Annotated in this window: 12 protein-coding genes and 5 tRNA genes; 11 read left to right on the top strand and 6 right to left on the bottom strand. The window is 74.8% G+C overall.

Going from position 1 to position 15,477, the window contains the following annotated elements; all coding sequences use genetic code 11:
• Positions 1-82 precede the first annotated feature (82 nt).
• Positions 83-1,297 (top strand): alkane 1-monooxygenase, encoded by a 1,215-nt coding sequence (locus ACGFI2_RS20930; RefSeq protein ID WP_393519481.1) that lies wholly within the window; start codon positions 83-85, stop codon positions 1,295-1,297.
• Here the strand turns inward: ACGFI2_RS20930 and ACGFI2_RS20925 are convergent.
• Positions 1,218-1,820, bottom strand: coding sequence for a TetR/AcrR family transcriptional regulator (locus tag ACGFI2_RS20925; RefSeq protein ID WP_393519478.1), 603 nt, complete (start codon positions 1,818-1,820; stop codon positions 1,218-1,220). The genes ACGFI2_RS20930 and ACGFI2_RS20925 overlap by 80 nt on opposite strands.
• Before the next feature lie 276 nt (positions 1,821-2,096).
• On the opposite strand from ACGFI2_RS20925, the gene ACGFI2_RS20920 reads away from it, so the two are divergent.
• From ACGFI2_RS20920 to ACGFI2_RS20910, 3 genes are all read left to right on the top strand, one after another.
• A tRNA-Gly gene (locus ACGFI2_RS20920) sits at positions 2,097-2,169 on the top strand.
• Positions 2,170-2,203: 34 nt separating this feature from the next.
• Positions 2,204-2,274, top strand: a tRNA-Cys gene (locus ACGFI2_RS20915).
• A gap of 13 nt (positions 2,275-2,287) precedes the next feature.
• A tRNA-Val gene (locus ACGFI2_RS20910) sits at positions 2,288-2,362 on the top strand.
• A gap of 50 nt (positions 2,363-2,412) precedes the next feature.
• On the opposite strand, the gene ACGFI2_RS20905 is transcribed toward ACGFI2_RS20910, so the two are convergent.
• Complete coding sequence (locus ACGFI2_RS20905; RefSeq protein WP_393519475.1) at positions 2,413-3,393, bottom strand: helix-turn-helix domain-containing protein; 981 nt, start codon at positions 3,391-3,393, stop codon at positions 2,413-2,415.
• 69 nt (positions 3,394-3,462) lie between these two features.
• Here ACGFI2_RS20905 and ACGFI2_RS20900 point away from each other — a divergent pair, with 69 nt between their 5' ends.
• Positions 3,463-4,281, top strand: a complete 819-nt coding sequence (locus tag ACGFI2_RS20900) for an isocitrate lyase/phosphoenolpyruvate mutase family protein (RefSeq protein WP_393519472.1) — start codon at positions 3,463-3,465, stop codon at positions 4,279-4,281.
• Between the two features lie 90 nt (positions 4,282-4,371).
• On the opposite strand, the gene ACGFI2_RS20895 is transcribed toward ACGFI2_RS20900, so the two are convergent.
• Entirely contained in the window at positions 4,372-4,617 is a 246-nt protein-coding gene (locus tag ACGFI2_RS20895) for a DUF6458 family protein (RefSeq protein ID WP_393519469.1), read from the bottom strand.
• A gap of 147 nt (positions 4,618-4,764) precedes the next feature.
• On the opposite strand from ACGFI2_RS20895, the gene ACGFI2_RS20890 reads away from it, so the two are divergent.
• The 4 genes from ACGFI2_RS20890 to ACGFI2_RS20875 all read left to right on the top strand — a co-directional run bounded on the left by ACGFI2_RS20890 (position 4,765) and on the right by ACGFI2_RS20875 (position 7,956).
• Positions 4,765-4,837: transfer RNA gene (locus ACGFI2_RS20890), tRNA-Gly, on the top strand.
• A gap of 13 nt (positions 4,838-4,850) precedes the next feature.
• Positions 4,851-4,922, top strand: a tRNA-Val gene (locus tag ACGFI2_RS20885).
• Positions 4,923-5,101: 179 nt separating this feature from the next.
• A complete protein-coding gene (locus ACGFI2_RS20880; protein ID WP_393519466.1) occupies positions 5,102-6,748 on the top strand; it encodes a PKD domain-containing protein in 1,647 nt (548 codons plus the stop codon).
• Between the two features lie 206 nt (positions 6,749-6,954).
• On the top strand, positions 6,955-7,956 hold the full coding sequence (locus ACGFI2_RS20875) for an NAD-dependent epimerase/dehydratase family protein (protein WP_393519463.1): 1,002 nt from the start codon (positions 6,955-6,957) through the stop codon (positions 7,954-7,956).
• A gap of 399 nt (positions 7,957-8,355) precedes the next feature.
• On the opposite strand, the gene ACGFI2_RS20870 is transcribed toward ACGFI2_RS20875, so the two are convergent.
• Complete coding sequence (locus ACGFI2_RS20870; RefSeq protein WP_393519460.1) at positions 8,356-9,330, bottom strand: Acg family FMN-binding oxidoreductase; 975 nt, start codon at positions 9,328-9,330, stop codon at positions 8,356-8,358.
• A 182-nt stretch (positions 9,331-9,512) separates the two neighbouring features.
• On the opposite strand from ACGFI2_RS20870, the gene ACGFI2_RS20865 reads away from it, so the two are divergent.
• Complete coding sequence (locus ACGFI2_RS20865; RefSeq protein WP_393519457.1) at positions 9,513-10,151, top strand: response regulator; 639 nt, start codon at positions 9,513-9,515, stop codon at positions 10,149-10,151.
• Positions 10,152-10,174: 23 nt separating this feature from the next.
• Here ACGFI2_RS20865 and ACGFI2_RS20860 read toward each other — a convergent pair whose 3' ends face one another.
• Positions 10,175-11,842, bottom strand: a complete 1,668-nt coding sequence (locus ACGFI2_RS20860) for a GAF domain-containing sensor histidine kinase (RefSeq protein ID WP_393519857.1) — start codon at positions 11,840-11,842, stop codon at positions 10,175-10,177.
• 92 nt (positions 11,843-11,934) lie between these two features.
• Positions 11,935-12,945: an Acg family FMN-binding oxidoreductase gene (locus ACGFI2_RS20855; RefSeq protein ID WP_393519454.1), complete on the bottom strand. Its 1,011-nt coding sequence runs from the start codon at positions 12,943-12,945 to the stop codon at positions 11,935-11,937.
• A 169-nt stretch (positions 12,946-13,114) separates the two neighbouring features.
• Here ACGFI2_RS20855 and ACGFI2_RS20850 point away from each other — a divergent pair, with 169 nt between their 5' ends.
• On the top strand, positions 13,115-15,454 hold the full coding sequence (locus tag ACGFI2_RS20850) for a heavy metal translocating P-type ATPase (RefSeq protein WP_393519451.1): 2,340 nt from the start codon (positions 13,115-13,117) through the stop codon (positions 15,452-15,454).
• The last annotated feature ends 23 nt before the right edge of the window (positions 15,455-15,477 follow it).

The raw sequence follows: 15,477 nt of genomic DNA, 5'->3' as shown, positions 1-15,477 counted from the left end.
GCTCTTTACAAAAACTCCGGTCTTGTAAAACGGCTCCTCGGCTGGGACAGTCGGTCGAGGAGCAACCGATCGGAGTCCGACGATGCCTACCGACACCGTTCCGTGGCGGGACACCCGCAAGCCGCTCTGGCCCCTCGCCCTGCTCGTGCCGGCGCTGCCGTTCGTGGCCTGGTCGGTCTGGCACGGCACCGGCTCCGGCTGGGCCTGGTGGCTCGCCCCGGCGGTGGTCTTCGGCGTCATCCCGCTGATCGACCTGTGCATCGGCGACGACCGGGAGAGCCCACCCGAGGAGGCGGTGCCGGCGTTGCAGGCCGACGGCTACTACCGCTGGCTCACCTACCTCTACCTGCCCGCCCAGTACGCCGCGCTGGTGCTGTGCTGCGCGGTCTGGGCCGGCGGCCGGCTCTCCTGGGCGGCCGCCGCCGGCCTGGTCGCCACCGTCGGGGTGGTGGACGGCATCGCCATCAACACCGCCCACGAGCTGGGGCACAAGCGGGAGCGGGTGGAGCGCTGGCTGTCCAAGATCGCGCTGGCGCCGACCGGGTACGGGCACTTCTTCGTCGAGCACAACCGGGGCCACCACACCCGCGTCGCCACCCCGGAGGATCCGGCCAGCTCGCGGCTCGGCGAGACGTTCTGGGCGTTCTGGCCGCGTACCGTCGCCGGGAGCCTGCGCTCGGCCTGGCGGTTGGAGGCCGCCCGGCTCCGGCTCCGCGGGCGCAGCCCGTGGACCTGGCGCAACGAGGTGCTGAACGCCTGGGCCATGACGGTGGTGCTCTACGCCGCGCTGGCGGTGGCGTTCGGCCCCGGCGTGCTGGTCTTCCTCGTGCTCCAGGCGGTGGTCGGCTTCTCCCTACTGGAGGCGGTCAACTATCTGGAGCACTACGGCCTGGCGCGGCGGCACACCGTGGCCGGCCGATACGAGAAGGTCGACCCGCGGCACAGCTGGAACAGCGACCGGACCGTCACCAACGTCTTCCTCTTCCAGCTCCAGCGGCACAGCGACCACCACGCCAACCCGCTGCGCCGTTACCAGACGCTGCGCAGTTTCGACGCCTCGCCGCAGCTGCCGGCCGGCTACGCCACCATGGTGGTCGCCGCGCTGGTGCCGCCGCTCTGGCGCCGGCTGATGGACCACCGGGTGCTGGCCCACTACCGGGGCGACCTGTCCGCGGCGAACGTCCATCCGCCGGCCCGTGCCCGCGTCGCCCGCCGGCTCAGTCGAGCTGGCTCGGCTCCAGGCTCAGTTCCCGGGCCGCGACCAGGCGGACCCACTCGGCGATCTGCCGGCGGGTGATCACCCGTTCGTGCACCGCGAGCTGCACCGCCAGGCCGTCCATCACGGCGCTGATCCGCCAGGCGGCGCCGGCCGGGTCGGGGCAGGCGAACGTGCCGGCGGCGACGCCGTCCGCGATCACCGCGGCCAGGTCCTGCCGCCAGCGCAGGTCCAGGCGGCGGGAGAGCTTCTCCAACTCCGGGGTACGCAGCGACTCGGCCCAGCCGTCGATCCACATGGACCAGGAGGTGGACCGGCCGGTCGGCGCGTAGAGGCGGAGCATCCGGCGCAGCTTGGCCAGCGGCGGGGCGGGGGAGCGGAGCACCGTGTCGAGTCGGGCCAGGTCCTGCTCGACGGCGTACGCGAAGGCCTGGGCGAGCAGCCGGTCCTTGGTCGCGAAGTGGTAGAAGACGAGCGCCTGGCTGACCCCGGCGGCCTCCGCCACGTCGGCGGTACGGGTGTTGGCGAGCCCTCGTTCCGCGATCACCTCACAGGCGGTGCGCAGCAGCGCATCCAGGCGGATCTCGGCGGCTCGTCTCGTCACGCCGTTACGGTAACCCATCCGAATGACCACGAGGAGTTACCGGACCGGCCGGTCGGCGGTGGGACAGTCGGATGCCGGACACTCGACCTGTCGGCCAGGATCCGCAGGTGGGCGTGCCTGCGAGCGGTTCCGTCGGAGCCGTCGCCCAGGCTCCTAGGAAGCTTGCGGGAGATTGCGTACCGCTCCGACCGGACGCGCCCGAAGGGGGATCCGATTTGGCAACCGTTCGGGGCTCGGCTAAAGTTCTCATCCGTCACCGGGAAACGCCGGGGGCGTGCGGACGTAGCGCAGCTGGTAGCGCATCACCTTGCCAAGGTGAGGGTCGCGGGTTCGAATCCCGTCGTCCGCTCGGAGATGCCGCCACGCACGACGGGGGCAACCTCGGTGGAGTGGCCGAGAGGCGAGGCAACGGCCTGCAAAGCCGTGTACACGGGTTCAAATCCCGTCTCCACCTCGGCAGTTGACGAGGGCGATTGGCGCAGTGGGAGCGCGCTTCCTTGACACGGAAGAGGTCACTGGTTCAAACCCAGTATCGCCCACCACGGAAAAAGGCTGTGTCGATCACTCGACACGGCCTTTTTCGTCGTCCAGGTCAGGTCGAGGCGCCCACCAACGCGTCCGCCACCGCCGTCCGGCTGCTCAGCAGGGACCGGCCCTGCCGTCGCGTCACCACCAGGCCGGCGGCCCGCAACGCGTTGAGGTGCTGCGACACGCCGGCCGGGGAGAGCCCGGTCCGGCGGGACAGCTCCGTGGTCGACCGGGGCGCGTCGAGCGCCGCCAGCAGCCGCGCCCGGCCCCGACCCAGCACCGCGCCCAACGCGTCCGGCGCGCCCACCGGGGTCTCCCAGATCGTGCCGACGCCGCGCGCCGGATAGGCCAGCTGGGAGACGTCGCCGGCCGCGATGCTCAGCACCGACGGCCAGACGAACACCGACGGCACCAGGACCAGGCCGGCGCCGACCGGCACGTCCGGCGTCGGGCAGTGGCGCTGGCTGACCAGCAGGGCGTCGCCCTCCCAGCGGACCCGCTCGTGCAGGTCGTTGAGGAGCCCGGCGGCGCCGTCCTCGGCCATCCGGCGGGCCCGGTGGAAGATGTCGGCGTCGAGCACCGCCCGGATGCGCGGCCAGTCCGGCGCGACGGCCAACCGCCAGTACGCCTCGATCTCCGCGGCCAGCCGGGCCAGACCGGCGACCGGGTCGGCGTACAGGGCGGTCAGCGCCGCCGGCCGAGGACCCGGAAGCAGGTCCAGTTGGGCGCGGACCGCCTCCGGCGGGGTGGCGCGCAGCGTGGCCAGTTCCGCGGCCAGGTCCGGGTCCAGACCGGCGGGCGGTGGGGTGAGGAAGTCCGGCAGGTAGCCCGGAGCCGGCGGAACCAGGCGCCACAGCAGGCCGTCCCCCGGGTCGAGCAGCCCCGCCTCGGTCAGCCCCGGCCGGACCCGGGCGGCCCAGGGCAGGTGGATCGCGTGCCGGCCGGGATCGCGGAGCACCCGGATGCCGGCCATGACCTCCCAGAGGGCGGACAGCGCGAACCGGACCCGCGCCACGGCGCTCGCCGACAGGCCGATCGCGACCACACCGCCCCCTTCGTTTCAGCCAGGACTGAAACATTACGGCGACCGTCCGACCCGACCGAGACTGACCGGGTGAACCAAGAGCAGACCCGAGCCCAGCAATTCCGTAGCCTGCACCTGCCCGGCGACCCGTTGGTCCTGGTCAACGCCTGGGACGCGGCGAGCGCCCGGATCGTGGCCGCGGCCGGCGCCCGCGCGGTCGCCACCACCAGCGCCGGCGTCGCCTGGAGCCGCGGCGCGCCGGACGGCGACGCGCTCGCCCGCGACCGCGCCGTCGACGTGATCCGGCTGGTCGCCGCCGCGGTGCGCCTACCGGTCACCGCCGACATCGAATCCGGGTACGGCGGGACCCCCGACGACGTGGCCGAGACCGTGACGGCGGTGCTCGCGGCCGGTGCGGTCGGGGTGAACGTGGAGGACGCGCGGCACGACGGGAGCGGGCCGCTGCGCCCGGTCGACGACCAGTGCGCGCGCCTCGCCGCGGTCCGCGCCGCCGCCGACCGCGCCGGCATCCCGCTGTACGTCAACGCGCGGATCGACACGTTCCTGCGTGGCGTCGGCGGGGTGCCGGAGACGGCGGCGCGCGCCGAGGCGTACCTGGCCGCCGGCGCGGACGGCATCTTCGTGCCGGGTACGGTCGACCCGGAAACCGTGGCGGCGCTGGTGGCGGCCATTCCCGCGCCACTGAACGTGCTGGCCGGGCCGGGCGCGCCGCCGGTGGCGGAGCTGGCACGGCTCGGGGTGGCCCGGGTCAGCCTCGGGTCGGCGGTCGCGGAGGCGGCGTACGCGGTGGCCCACCGGGCGGCGGTGGAGGCGTTCGGCGCCGGAACCTACGAGGCGCTGAGCGACGCGCTCGACTACGGCACGATCAACGCACTGATGCGGGACTGAGCCGGGTACCCGAACGGGGGCGCCGGGCGGCGCCCCCGTTCAGGTCGCCCGGGGACAGATCAGCTCCGTCGGCCCCCGGGCGGGGTCGGATCACATCGGCGGGGTGACGTCCCGGCGCTCCTCGACCCGGCGGTACTCCACCGGCTGCTCGGCGGTGGTGGTGACGACCTGGCGACGCCGGCCCCAGACCAGCGTCGTCATGATCAGGCCGAGCACGCCGGCCGCCATCAGGATCCAGCCGACGACGTCGAGGTCGACGCCGCCGACGTTGGCGTTGAGCGCGAACGTGAGGATCGCGCCGACCGCGATCAGGAAGATGCTCGTACCGATACCCACGACAGCCTCCTTCAGGGGGTGGTTGTGCTGTCGCGTCGGTCAGTACCCCGGCGGCGAGCAGCGCAACCACGGCCCGTGGGGGGCTGTCGTAGGGCGATCTTGGCATCGGGTAGAGTTTCCCTGTCACCGACGCGAGTCGGCGACGGTGCGGACGTAGCGCAGCTGGTAGCGCATCACCTTGCCAAGGTGAGGGTCGCGGGTTCGAATCCCGTCGTCCGCTCGCGAACTGCCCCGGGCGATTGGCGCAGTGGGAGCGCGCTTCCTTGACACGGAAGAGGTCACTGGTTCAAACCCAGTATCGCCCACCGAAGATCCTTTTTCCGCCGCCGGTCGATCGGCGTGCGTCTCCCGCCGGCCGGTGCCGGCACCGGCCACATCGGTCACCCCGGGGCACCGACAGCCTGCCACCACTCCACCGTGCGGGTTATGGAGCCGTGGACCGGCGCATGTCAGGGTGAGGCCCGATGCGCAGGGAGGCGGTCAGATGCGGATGATCGAGCAGGGACGATGGCGCCGGACGGCAGCCCGGTTGGGCGTGGCGGCGGTCGTCGCGGCGGCCGGGGTGACGGTGGGCGCCACGCCCGCACAGGCCACCGCGACCCGGACCGTGGCGTTCTGGAGCATGGACGAGCCGGCCTCGTCCACAGTGCTCAGGGACAGCAGCGGCAGCGGCCGGCACGGCACGGTCGGCGGCGAGGTGGTCACCGGCGCGATCTACGCCGGCGCCACCGGGCACCGCTTCGCCACCCACCTGCCCACCGAGGAGCAGGCCGTGCCGGGCCACGTGGACCTGGTGCCGCACAGCACCGACTTCAACCCGGACGCCGGCGACTTCTCGGTGACCATCCGCTACCGGACCACGTACTCCTTCGGCAACATCCTCCAGAAGGGACAGGGCGACACGGCCGGCGGCTACTGGAAGTTCGAGGCGCCGAGCGGCAAGCCCCGGTGCCTGTTCCGTGGCGGCGACGGCGCCTCGCGCACCGGTTACACCGACGTGCCGATCGCCGACGGCCAGTGGCACACCGTGACCTGCAACCGCACCTCGGCCTACGTGGAGATGTACGTCGACGGGGTGCGGACCAGCCGGCTGAACGGGCCCACCGGCACCATCGCCAACTCCTGGCAGCTCTCCGCCGGCGGCAAGAGCCAGTGCGACGGCAAGAAGGTGACCTGCGACTACTTCGCCGGTGACATCGACTACGTGAAGATCCTCAAGGGTTCGGGCGGCCCGGCCAACCAGGCGCCGGTGGCCGACCTGGCACCGAACTGCGCCGGGCTGGTGTGCACGTTCTCCGGCGCGGGTTCCACCGACGCCGACGGCGCGATCCAGGACCACCGGTGGGACTTCGGCGACGGATCCACCGCCGGCACCGTCTCCGTGCCGACCACCTCCCACACGTACGCGACGGCCGGCACCTACCCGGTCACGCTGACGGTCACCGACGACCGGGGCGCCACCGGGACCGCGACCGTCGACGTCACCGTCGCGCCGGTGCCGGAGCGGATCTCCTTCGTCGGGCAGGCCACCGCGAACGCCAACTGGGCCAGCCACACGGTGACCGTCCCGGCCGCCGTGCAGCCCGGCGACACGCTGCTGCTCCTGCTCAGCCAGAACACCCACACCGGCACCGGCGAGCCGACCGGCGTGACCGGGTGGAGCCGCCTCGACCGGCTCGACGGCGGCTACGCCACCACCACCGCCTGGTGGAAGACCGCGACCGCCGGCGACGCGGGCACGGCGGTGCGGGTGGCGCTGGACAGTCAGGCGAAGGGCAATCTGGTGGTGGCCGCGTACCGGGGGGTAGCGCCGGGCGCGCCGGCGTTCACCCGGGCCACCGACCCGGCCAGCACCGCCACGCGGACCACCCCTCACGCGCCGGTCACCACCGCGCAGAGCTGGGCGGTGTCCTACTGGCTGCACGGTGACGCCACCTCCACCGCGCTCACCCCGCCGGACGGGGTCACGGTCCGCAGCAACAGTTCGCAGACGGGTGGCGGCCGGGTGACCGCGCTGCTCGCCGACTCGGCGAGCAGCGTCCCGGCGGGCAGCTACGGTGGCCTCGCCGCGGCGGGCGCGGCGGCCAGCACGACCACCACCACGTGGACGTTCGTCCTGCCGCCGGCCTGACCCCCTTTCCGGTACGCGTGAAGGCCGGCACCCTGTGGGGGTGCCGGCCTTCGGCGTGTGGTGCTTACTTGTTCCGGTGCTGGTCAAGATCGGCGGGACCGGGGAGGGCCGGGGCGGGGAGGGGAGGGGCGGGGTTCTGCGCAGGGCAGATCCGCTCACCGTGAACAGGGGGGCCCGGACGGGGGTTCGGGGGGCAGGGTGGGGCGATGCGACTGTTGATGTTGGGTGGCACGGGTTTCGTCGGTGGGGCGGTGGTGGCGGAGGCGGTACGCCGCGGCTGGGCGGTGACCGTCTTCAACCGGGGGGTGCACGGGGAGGTGCCGGCCGGCGTACACCGGTTGCGGGGCGACCGCGACGAGCCCGGCGGGCTGGCCGCGCTCGCCGGCGGCGAGTGGGATCTGGTGGTGGACACCTGGGACGGCGCGCCCCGCGCGGTCCGGGACGCGGCGCGGGCGGTGGTCGGCGCGGTGCCGCACTACGTATACGTCTCCAGCGGCTCGGTGTACGCCCCACCGGTCGGCCTGGGCACCGGGGAGGAGGCGGCGACCGTCGCGGCGGAGCCGGACGCGGACTTCGGCGACTACGCGAGCAACAAGGCCGGCGGGGAGCGGGCCGCGGTGGAGGTGTTCGGCGAGCGGGCGTTGCTGGTCCGGGCCGGGCTGATCCTCGGGCCGGGGGAGGACATCGGCCGACTGCCCTGGTGGCTGTCCCGGATCGCCCGGGGCGGTGCGGTGCTGGCACCGGGCCCGCGGGATCTGCCGGTGCAGTACGTCGACGTCCGCGACCTGGCGACCTGGCTGCTGGACCGGGGCGCCGAGGGCGTCGGCGGGGCGTACAACGTGGTCAGTCGCAGCGGGCACACGACGACGGGTGAGCTGCTCGACGCGGTGGTGGCGGCGACCGGGTCGGCGGCGACGCTGCGCTGGGTGGAGCCGGGGCCGATCCTGGCCGCCGGGGTGGAGCCGTGGAACGACCTGCCGATCTGGATCCCCCTGGGGCACGAATACCGCTGGTTGCAGGAACGGGACGTCGAGCGGGCGTACGCCGCGGGTCTGGTCTGCCGGCCGGTCGCCGAGACGGTGGCGGACACCTGGCGGTGGCTGCGCGAGGTGGGCGGGGTGCCGGCGCGGGCGGGGCGACCGGCGCGCGCGCCGGTGGGTCTGGCGCCGGAGCGGGAGGCGGCGCTGCTGGCCTCGTTGCCGGCCTGAGCCGTGGGCCACGGGTCCGTGGGCCGGTGCGGGCGGGTGCGGCGGGGCCGGGTCCCGGCGGCCCCGCCGCTTCCGCGCGCGCCCGATCCGGCACCTCAGGGGTGGGTGCCGACCTGGCTGGCCTCGGTCTCCCAGATGCCGTACTGCCGTTCGGCTGGTTCCAACCCCGCACATGGTCGATCATCTTGTACGGGTTGCGTTCGCCGCCGCCGCAGTCCGCGCCGCGCGGCCGGCGTGCACCAGCAGCACGGCCAGCACCGCCCGCTGCTTCGGGCCGCGCCGCGGGACCGGCTGCCCGGCCCGGGTCAGCTCGAGCGGGCCCAGGATCCGACAACTGACCATGCGGGCGACACCGCACCACCGGATCGACTGCTGTCGCTCCTGGCAGAGGGGCCGAGGTCAGGCCGGCACGACCGGCAGGTCGAGCACCTCGTCGACCGGGCGGCGCGGGGTGGCGCGCCCCGGCTGCCCGTACCCGATCCGCATCACCATCTGCGGGGTGCCGAACCGGCCCAGGGACAACCGCAGCGCCTCCCGCGCCCCGGGCACCTCGATCGGCTGGGAGAGCATCGACACGCCGAGCCCGGCGTCGGTGGCGGTGAGCAGCACCCGTTGCAGCGCCTGCCCGGCGACGACCTGGTCGGTGCCGGTGTTGCCGGGCGTGCCGAGCACGGCGACCAGCGGCTCCGGTTCGAAGTCCCGGCCGGGGGCGCGGTTGCGACCGCCGAAGCCACGCTGCGGCAGCAGGTCCTGCGGTTCGCTGTGCGGCCCGCCGGCGGCGGCGGGCACCCCGTCCGGGGCCGGCTCGGAGCGGATCCACTCCACCCGCTCGGCCACGTACGCGGGGTCGCGCTCCAGCACCCGGTGCGCGCTGCGGGCGACCTCGGCGAGCGCGTTGACCGCGCTGGCGCCGATGACCAGCTCCAGCCAGCACTGCTCGGCCCGGGCCGCCTCGCCGAGCCGCCAGCGGGCCTCGGCCGGCACCGGGTCCGGCCAGAACGGCGCCCGGTTGCTGAACCGGTGGGCGATCGCCCCGTACAGGCCCTGTTCGATCGGGGTGGGCCGGCGCGGCACGTCGGGCACCAACCGGGCCACCACGTCCGGGTCGGCCGGGTAGGGGCGCAGCCGGACCGTGGCCGGAGTGCCCGCCACGGCGAGCGCCAGCCGCAGGTTGTACAGGGCCGCCCCGCAGGCGATCCGCGCCCCCCAGCCGGTCGGGTCGGTGGCTGGCAGCCCGCGCAGCGGGTCGACGGCGATCTCGATGCCGCCGTCGCGCAGCCGGAACCGCCACGGTTGGGTGTTGTGCAGCGACGGCGCGCGTACCGCGTCGGCGACCGCGGCCCGCAACTGCCCGACGGTGTATCCGATCGTCATGGTCGTGCCCCCTCCGTGCGTCGCCGGCCCTCGGTCGGTCCACCCCCACCGTGCGTCACCGGGACGCGCCGTGAGCAGGGCCGGAGGTCCCCACCTGGGTGGGGCCGACCGTCCCGGGCGGGGCGGGACGGTCGGGACCTTCGGCCCGTGCGGGGCACCGGCGCAGCGGGTAGAAAGGACGGATGATCCGGGTGTTCCTGCTCGACGACCACGAGGTCGTCCGTCGTGGCCTGGCCGACCTGCTCCAGAGCAGCGGCGACATCGAGGTGGTCGGCGAGTCCGGCCTGGCCCAGGAGGCGACGCGGCGGATTCCCGCGCTCCGCCCCGACGTGGCGATCCTCGACGCCCGGCTGCCCGACGGCAACGGCATCGACGTGTGCCGGGACGTCCGCGCCGTCGACTCGTCCATCAAGGGGCTGATCCTCACCTCGTACGAGGACGACGAGGCGCTGTTCGCGGCCATCATGGCCGGCGCGGCCGGCTACGTGCTCAAGCAGATCCGCGGCACCGACCTGGTGGACGCGGTCCGCCGGGTGGCGGCCGGGCAGTCGCTGCTCGACCCGGCGATCACCACCCGGGTGCTGGAGCGCATCCGCAGCGGCGTGGAGCAGCCGCGGGAGCTGAAGTCCCTCACCGAGCAGGAACGGCGGATCCTGGAGTACGTCGCCGAGGGGCTCACCAACCGCGAGATCGCCGGCAAGATGTTCCTGGCGGAGAAGACGGTGAAGAACTACGTCTCCAGCGTGCTGGCGAAGCTCGGCCTGGAACGACGCACCCAGGCCGCGGTGCTGGCCACCCGGCTGCTCGGCAAGGGCCACTGACCGCCGGCCGGCCCGGCCGGTGATCAGTCGAGCGGGACGCTCCAGCGCAGCTCGGTGCCGTGCGGCTCGACCCGGCGCAGGGTGAACCCGCCGCCGAGCCGTTCGGCCCGCTCGCGCAGGTTGACCAGGCCGCTGCGGGCCGCCTCCGGGTCGCAGCCGACCCCGTCGTCGGTGACCGTGACGTCGACCCGGCCGGCGTCCACCGCCACCCGCACCGCCACCCGGTCGGCGTGCGCGTGGCGTACCGCGTTGGACAGCGCCTCGCGCAGCACGGCGACGAGTTCGGGGCGCAGCTCGTCCGGGACGGCGCTGTCGATCGGGCCGACCAGCTCCAGGTCGGGCCGGTGGCCCAGCGACTCGGCGGCCACCTCGATCGCCTCGCGGATCTCGGTGCGCAGCGCCGCGCTCATCGGGGTGCGCAGCTCGAAGATGGTGCGGCGGATGTCGCGGATGGTGGCGTCCAGGTCGTCGACCGCCTGGTTGATCCGCTTGGCCACCTCGGGTCGGGCGTTCATCGCCCCGCTCTGCAGTTGCAGACCGGTGGCGAAGAGCCGCTGGATCACCACGTCGTGCAGGTCGCGGGCGATCCGCTCGCGGTCCTCCAGGACCACCAGCAGCTCCCGTTCCTCCTGCCCGCGGGCCCGTTCCATGGCCAGCGCGGCCTGGCCGGCGAAGCTGGCGAGCAGCGCGAGGTCGTCGTCGGCGGCCGGGCCGTGGTCGGGCCGGTGTGCGATCACCAGCACGCCGTGCAGCGTGTCGGCGGCGGCGAGCGGGGAGACCACGGCCGGCCCGGCGATCACCGGACGGGGCCAGGGCGCCGCCGCGGCCAGATCGTCGACCTGCTCGTGCCGGCGTTCGGTGGCCGAGCCGGCGAAGCTGGTCTCGGCGGCCGGCAGGACCGCGCCGACCAGCTCCCGGGCGATCGGGTCGGCGCCGTCGACCACCTCGACGGTGAACTGCGCCTCGTCCTCGTCGTAGAGCAGCACCAGGGCCAGCTCCGCCTCGGCGACCTCGCGGGCGCGACGGGCCACCAGGGACAGCGCGTCGGTGCGGCGCACCTCGCCCAGCAGCACCGAGGTGATCTCCGCGGCGGCGGCCAGCCAGCGTTCCCGCCGATGCGCCAGCGCGTAGAGGCGGGCGTTCTCGATCGCCACGCCGGCCGCGGCGGCGAGCGCGGTCACGATCTCCTCGTCGTCGTCGGTGAACTCGGCGGCGCCCTGCTTCTCGGCCAGGTAGAGGTTGCCCCACACGTGGTCGCGGATGCGCACCGGCACGCCGAGGAAGCTGTGCATCGGCGGGTGGTGCGGCGGGAAGCCGTACGACCGGGGGTGCCGGGTGATGTCCGGCATGCGCAGCGGCTTCGGCTCGTCGATGAGCAGGCCGAGCACGCCCCGCCCGTGCGGCAGCTCGCCGATCCGCGCGTGCAGCTCGGCGTCGATGCCGTGGACGATGAAGTCGTGCAGCATCCGGTCGGGGCCGATCACCCCGAGCGCGCCGTAGCGGGCGCCGGCCAGCTCGCACGCCGACTGCACGATCCGCTGCAACGTGCTGCGCAGGTCGAGGTCGGAGCCGATGCCGACCACCGCGTCGAGCAGTGCGCGCAGCCGTTCCCGGCTGGTGACCACCTCGCCGACCCGGTCGAGCATCTCCTGGAGCAGCTCGTCGAGGCGGACCCGGGACAGCGGGGTCAGCCCGAGCGACGGCGTGACGTGCTCGTTTCGGGGGGTCGGTGCGGTGGCCACCGGGCGATGCTATCGCCCGGTGGCGTGCGCGGACGAGACCGTCAGGCCAGGTGGGCGCGGACCGCCGAGGTGTCGACGGTCTGCGCGGCGTCCAGCCGCGGGGTGTGCGGCGGACCGGCGTGCTCCGGGTCGGCCAGGCCGAGCCGCATGCTCAGGTAGGGATGCCCGAGACCGGCCAGGGTCTGCCGGAGCACCTCGCGGGTGCCGTCGACCTCCACCACGCCGGAGAGCGGCACCAGGGACACCCCGTGCCGGGTGGCTTCGAGCCAGGCGGCGGAGAGCGCCTCGCCGGCGCGCAGCCAGCTCAGCGGCTCGTCCTCGGAACCCCAGAGGATGGCGTAGACGGCGGCCTTGTCGTGGCCGGGGCCGATCGGCAGCGAACCGGGGTGGCCGAAGTCGCGGCCCGGGACGGTGGTCTGCGCCGCCTGGTCGGGCAGCACCTCCGGCGGCAGCCCGGTGCCGGTGCCGGCCCGGTTGATCCAGTAGGCCAGCTCCTCGCGCAGTTCCGGGCTGTCCGCCTCGACGGCGGCGGCCTGCTGCGCGGCGCCGGCCAGCTCGATCTTCTGCATGTCGTCGAGGAGTTGCAGGTTGACGCCCTCCCGGGTGGCGGCCCGGTCGATGTCGCCGAGCACGGCGGTGGGGATCTGCTCCTCGCTGACCGGCCGCCGGTCGGTGTGCCGCACCTGCATGCACTGCACCAGGCGCATGGCGTCCGGGTCGGCGCCGGTGTGGCGCAGTCCGGTGATCCGGGCCACCAGGTCGGGCTGGTGCGGGTCGGGCAGGCGCTCCACCACCGGGGTCCAGCCCTCGGCGGCCAGCGCCACCCGGGCGTGGTGCAGCGCGGCGCCGCAGCTCACCACCAGCAGCCGGCCCTCCGGGTCCATGGCGCTGAGGTGCCGTTCCTTGACGACCCGCAGTTCCAGCGACTCGGGCAGGACCGTCCAGTGCCACGGCTGGGTGTTGTGCACCGACGGGGCGTGGCCGGCCGTCCCGGCGGCCTCCGCGAGCGCGGTGGTCAGCGGGCGATCGGCAGCCGGCGTCTCGTGGCTCATCGTCACGACCTTTCCTGTTTCTCCCCATCGTGCCCCACGCCCGGGACGCCCGGGTGGGGTTGCCGCTCCATCCTCGGGCATGTCCGGGCCGATCGCACGGGTCCTTCGGCCTCCCGGATTACCCGCGTTCGCCCTACCTGCTCCGCTTCGGCACTGAGACGATCCGCACGTGGGAACGGAACCGCGCGAATGCGTACCCGAACGGCCGGCTCGCGCCCGGCGGGCGGTGCCGGCCGAGTGGGCCCCGCTGGCGCTGCTCACGCTGGCCGTGCTGGGCGGCGCCGCGCTCTGGTTCGCGGGGGCGCGGGGCGCGGCCGATCTGGTCTGGGCCGCGGTCACCGTGGTCGCCCTGGCGCCGGCCGCCTGGGCCGTGCTGCGCCAGGTGTGGCACCGGCAGTTCGGGGTGGACGTGATCGCCGTGCTGGCCCTGCTCGGCGCGCTGCTGGTGCGGGAGTACCTGGCCGGCGCCGTGATCGCGGTGATGGTCGCCACCGGGCGGGCGCTGGAGGAGTACGCCCGCCGCCGGGCCACCCGCGACCTGCGGGCGCTGCTGGAACGCGCGCCCCGGCAGGCCCGGCGGCGGACCGCCGACGGCGGGATCGAGGTGGTCCCGCTGGACCGGGTGGCGGCCGGTGACCGGCTGGTGGTCGGCCCCGGTGACGTGGTGCCGGTGGACGGCGCCGTCGAGGAGGCGGCCACGCTCGACGAGTCGGTGGTGACCGGCGAGTCCCGGCTGGTCGGCCGCGCCGCCGGGGAGCAGGTGGCCAGCGGCGTGGTCAACGCCGGCGCCGGGTTCGGGCTGCGGGCCAGCCGCAACGCGGCGGAGAGCACGTACGCGGGCATCGTCCGGCTGGCCGGGGAGGCGACGGCGCGCAAGGCCCCGATGGTGCGGCTCGCCGACCGGTACGCCGCCGCGTTCGTGCCGTTCACCCTGCTGCTGGCCGGTGTGGCGTGGCTGCTGTCCGGCGAGTTCGTGCGGGCGGTGGCGGTGCTGGTCGTGGCCACCCCCTGCCCGCTGCTGCTGGCCACCCCGATCGCGGTGGTGTCCGGGCTGTCCCGGGTGGCCCGCCGGGGCGTGCTGGTGCGCGACGGCGGGTCGCTGGAGCAGCTCGGCCGCGCCCGTACCCTGCTGCTGGACAAGACCGGCACGCTCACCGCCGGGCGGCCCCGCGCCTCGGAGACCGTGGTGGCGCCCGGCGGCGACCGGGACGAGGTGCTGCGGCTGGCCGCCTCCGTCGAGCAGCTCTCACCGCACGTGCTGGCCGCCGCGCTGGTCCGGCAGGCCCGTGAGCAGGGGCTGCCGCTCGCCGAGCCGACCGGGGTGACCGAGGAGCCGGGGCGCGGGGTGACCGGTCGGGTCGGCGGCCGGACGGTCCGGGTCGGCCAGCTCGACGGCGAGCCGCCGCCGTGGGCGGACCGGGCGCGCGAGCGGGCCGAGCTGTCCGGCCGCTCCACGGTCTGGGTCAGCGACGAGCACGGGCCGCTCGGCGCGATCCTGCTGGAGGACCCGGTCCGCCCGGACGCCCGACGGACCGTGCGGCGGCTGCGCGAGGCCGGGCTGACCCGGCTGGTCATGGTGACCGGCGACCGGCCGCGCACGGCCCGCCAGGTGGCGCAGGTGGTGGGCGTGGACGACGTGATCGCGCGCTGCTCGCCGGGGGAGAAGGCCGATCGGGTACGCGCGGAGTCGGCGCGGGCGGTGACCGTGATGGTCGGCGACGGGGTCAACGACGCCCCGGCGCTGGCCGAGGCGCACGTCGGGGTGGCGATGGGCGCGACCGGCGCGACCGCCTCCGCCGACGTGGCCGACGCGGTGCTGACGGTGGACCGGCTGGACCGGCTCGCCGACGCCGTCGAGATCGCCCGGTACGCCCGCCGCATCGCGGTGCAGAGCGCCACCGTGGGGATGGGGCTGGCGGTGCTGGCCATGCTGGTGGCCGCCGCCGGCCGGCTGCCCCCGGTCGCCGGCGCGTTCCTCCAGGAGGGCATCGACGTGCTGGTGATCCTCAACGCGTTGCGCGCCCTCGGCGGCGGCCTGCGGCGACGTGCGGTCCCGCCGCACACCCGGGAGCTGCTCGACCGCTACGAACGCGAGCACGGCGGCGTACGCGACGTGCTGGCCCGGCTGCGGGACACCGCGGATCTGGTGGCGACCCGCCCGGACGCCCCGGAGTGCGGGCCGGCGCTGCGTGACGTGCACCGCCGCCTGGTCGACGAGGTGTTGCCGCACGAGGAGGCCGAGGAACGTCAGCTCTACCCGGCGCTGGCCGGCCCGCTCGGCAGCGACGAGGCGACCTCGACGATGAGCCGGGCGCACGTGGAGATCCTCCGGCTGGTGGAGCGGATCGGCGGGCACCTCGCGACGCTGGACGGCCGGCTGCCCGCGCCGGAGGTGCCCGACCTGCTGGCCGCGCTCTACGGCCTGGACGCGGTGCTGCGCCTGCACCTGGCGCAGGAGGAGGAGGACTACTTCTCCCTCAACCCCTCCGACGGCCCCACCGGGCGTTAGGAGGGGCCCCCTGCTCTACCTGA

Source organism: Micromonospora sp. NPDC049282, assembly GCF_043197045.1.
Lineage (GTDB): Bacteria > Actinomycetota > Actinomycetes > Mycobacteriales > Micromonosporaceae > Micromonospora.
The sequence above is the reverse complement of the archived record's forward strand: the minus strand, read 5'-3'. Positions and strand labels throughout refer to the sequence as shown.

What these genes read in the sequence shown, in the direction of transcription:
- ACGFI2_RS20930 (WP_393519481.1), top strand. Translation starts at nt 83, where the DNA reads ATGCCTACCGACACCGTTCCGTGGCGGGACACCCGCAAGCCGCTCTGG.
- ACGFI2_RS20880 (WP_393519466.1), top strand. Translation starts at nt 5,102, where the DNA reads ATGCGGATGATCGAGCAGGGACGATGGCGCCGGACGGCAGCCCGGTTG.
- ACGFI2_RS20875 (WP_393519463.1), top strand. Translation starts at nt 6,955, where the DNA reads ATGCGACTGTTGATGTTGGGTGGCACGGGTTTCGTCGGTGGGGCGGTG.
- ACGFI2_RS20870 (WP_393519460.1), bottom strand. Translation starts at nt 9,330, where the DNA reads ATGACGATCGGATACACCGTCGGGCAGTTGCGGGCCGCGGTCGCCGAC.
- ACGFI2_RS20865 (WP_393519457.1), top strand. Translation starts at nt 9,513, where the DNA reads ATGATCCGGGTGTTCCTGCTCGACGACCACGAGGTCGTCCGTCGTGGC.
- ACGFI2_RS20855 (WP_393519454.1), bottom strand. Translation starts at nt 12,945, where the DNA reads ATGAGCCACGAGACGCCGGCTGCCGATCGCCCGCTGACCACCGCGCTC.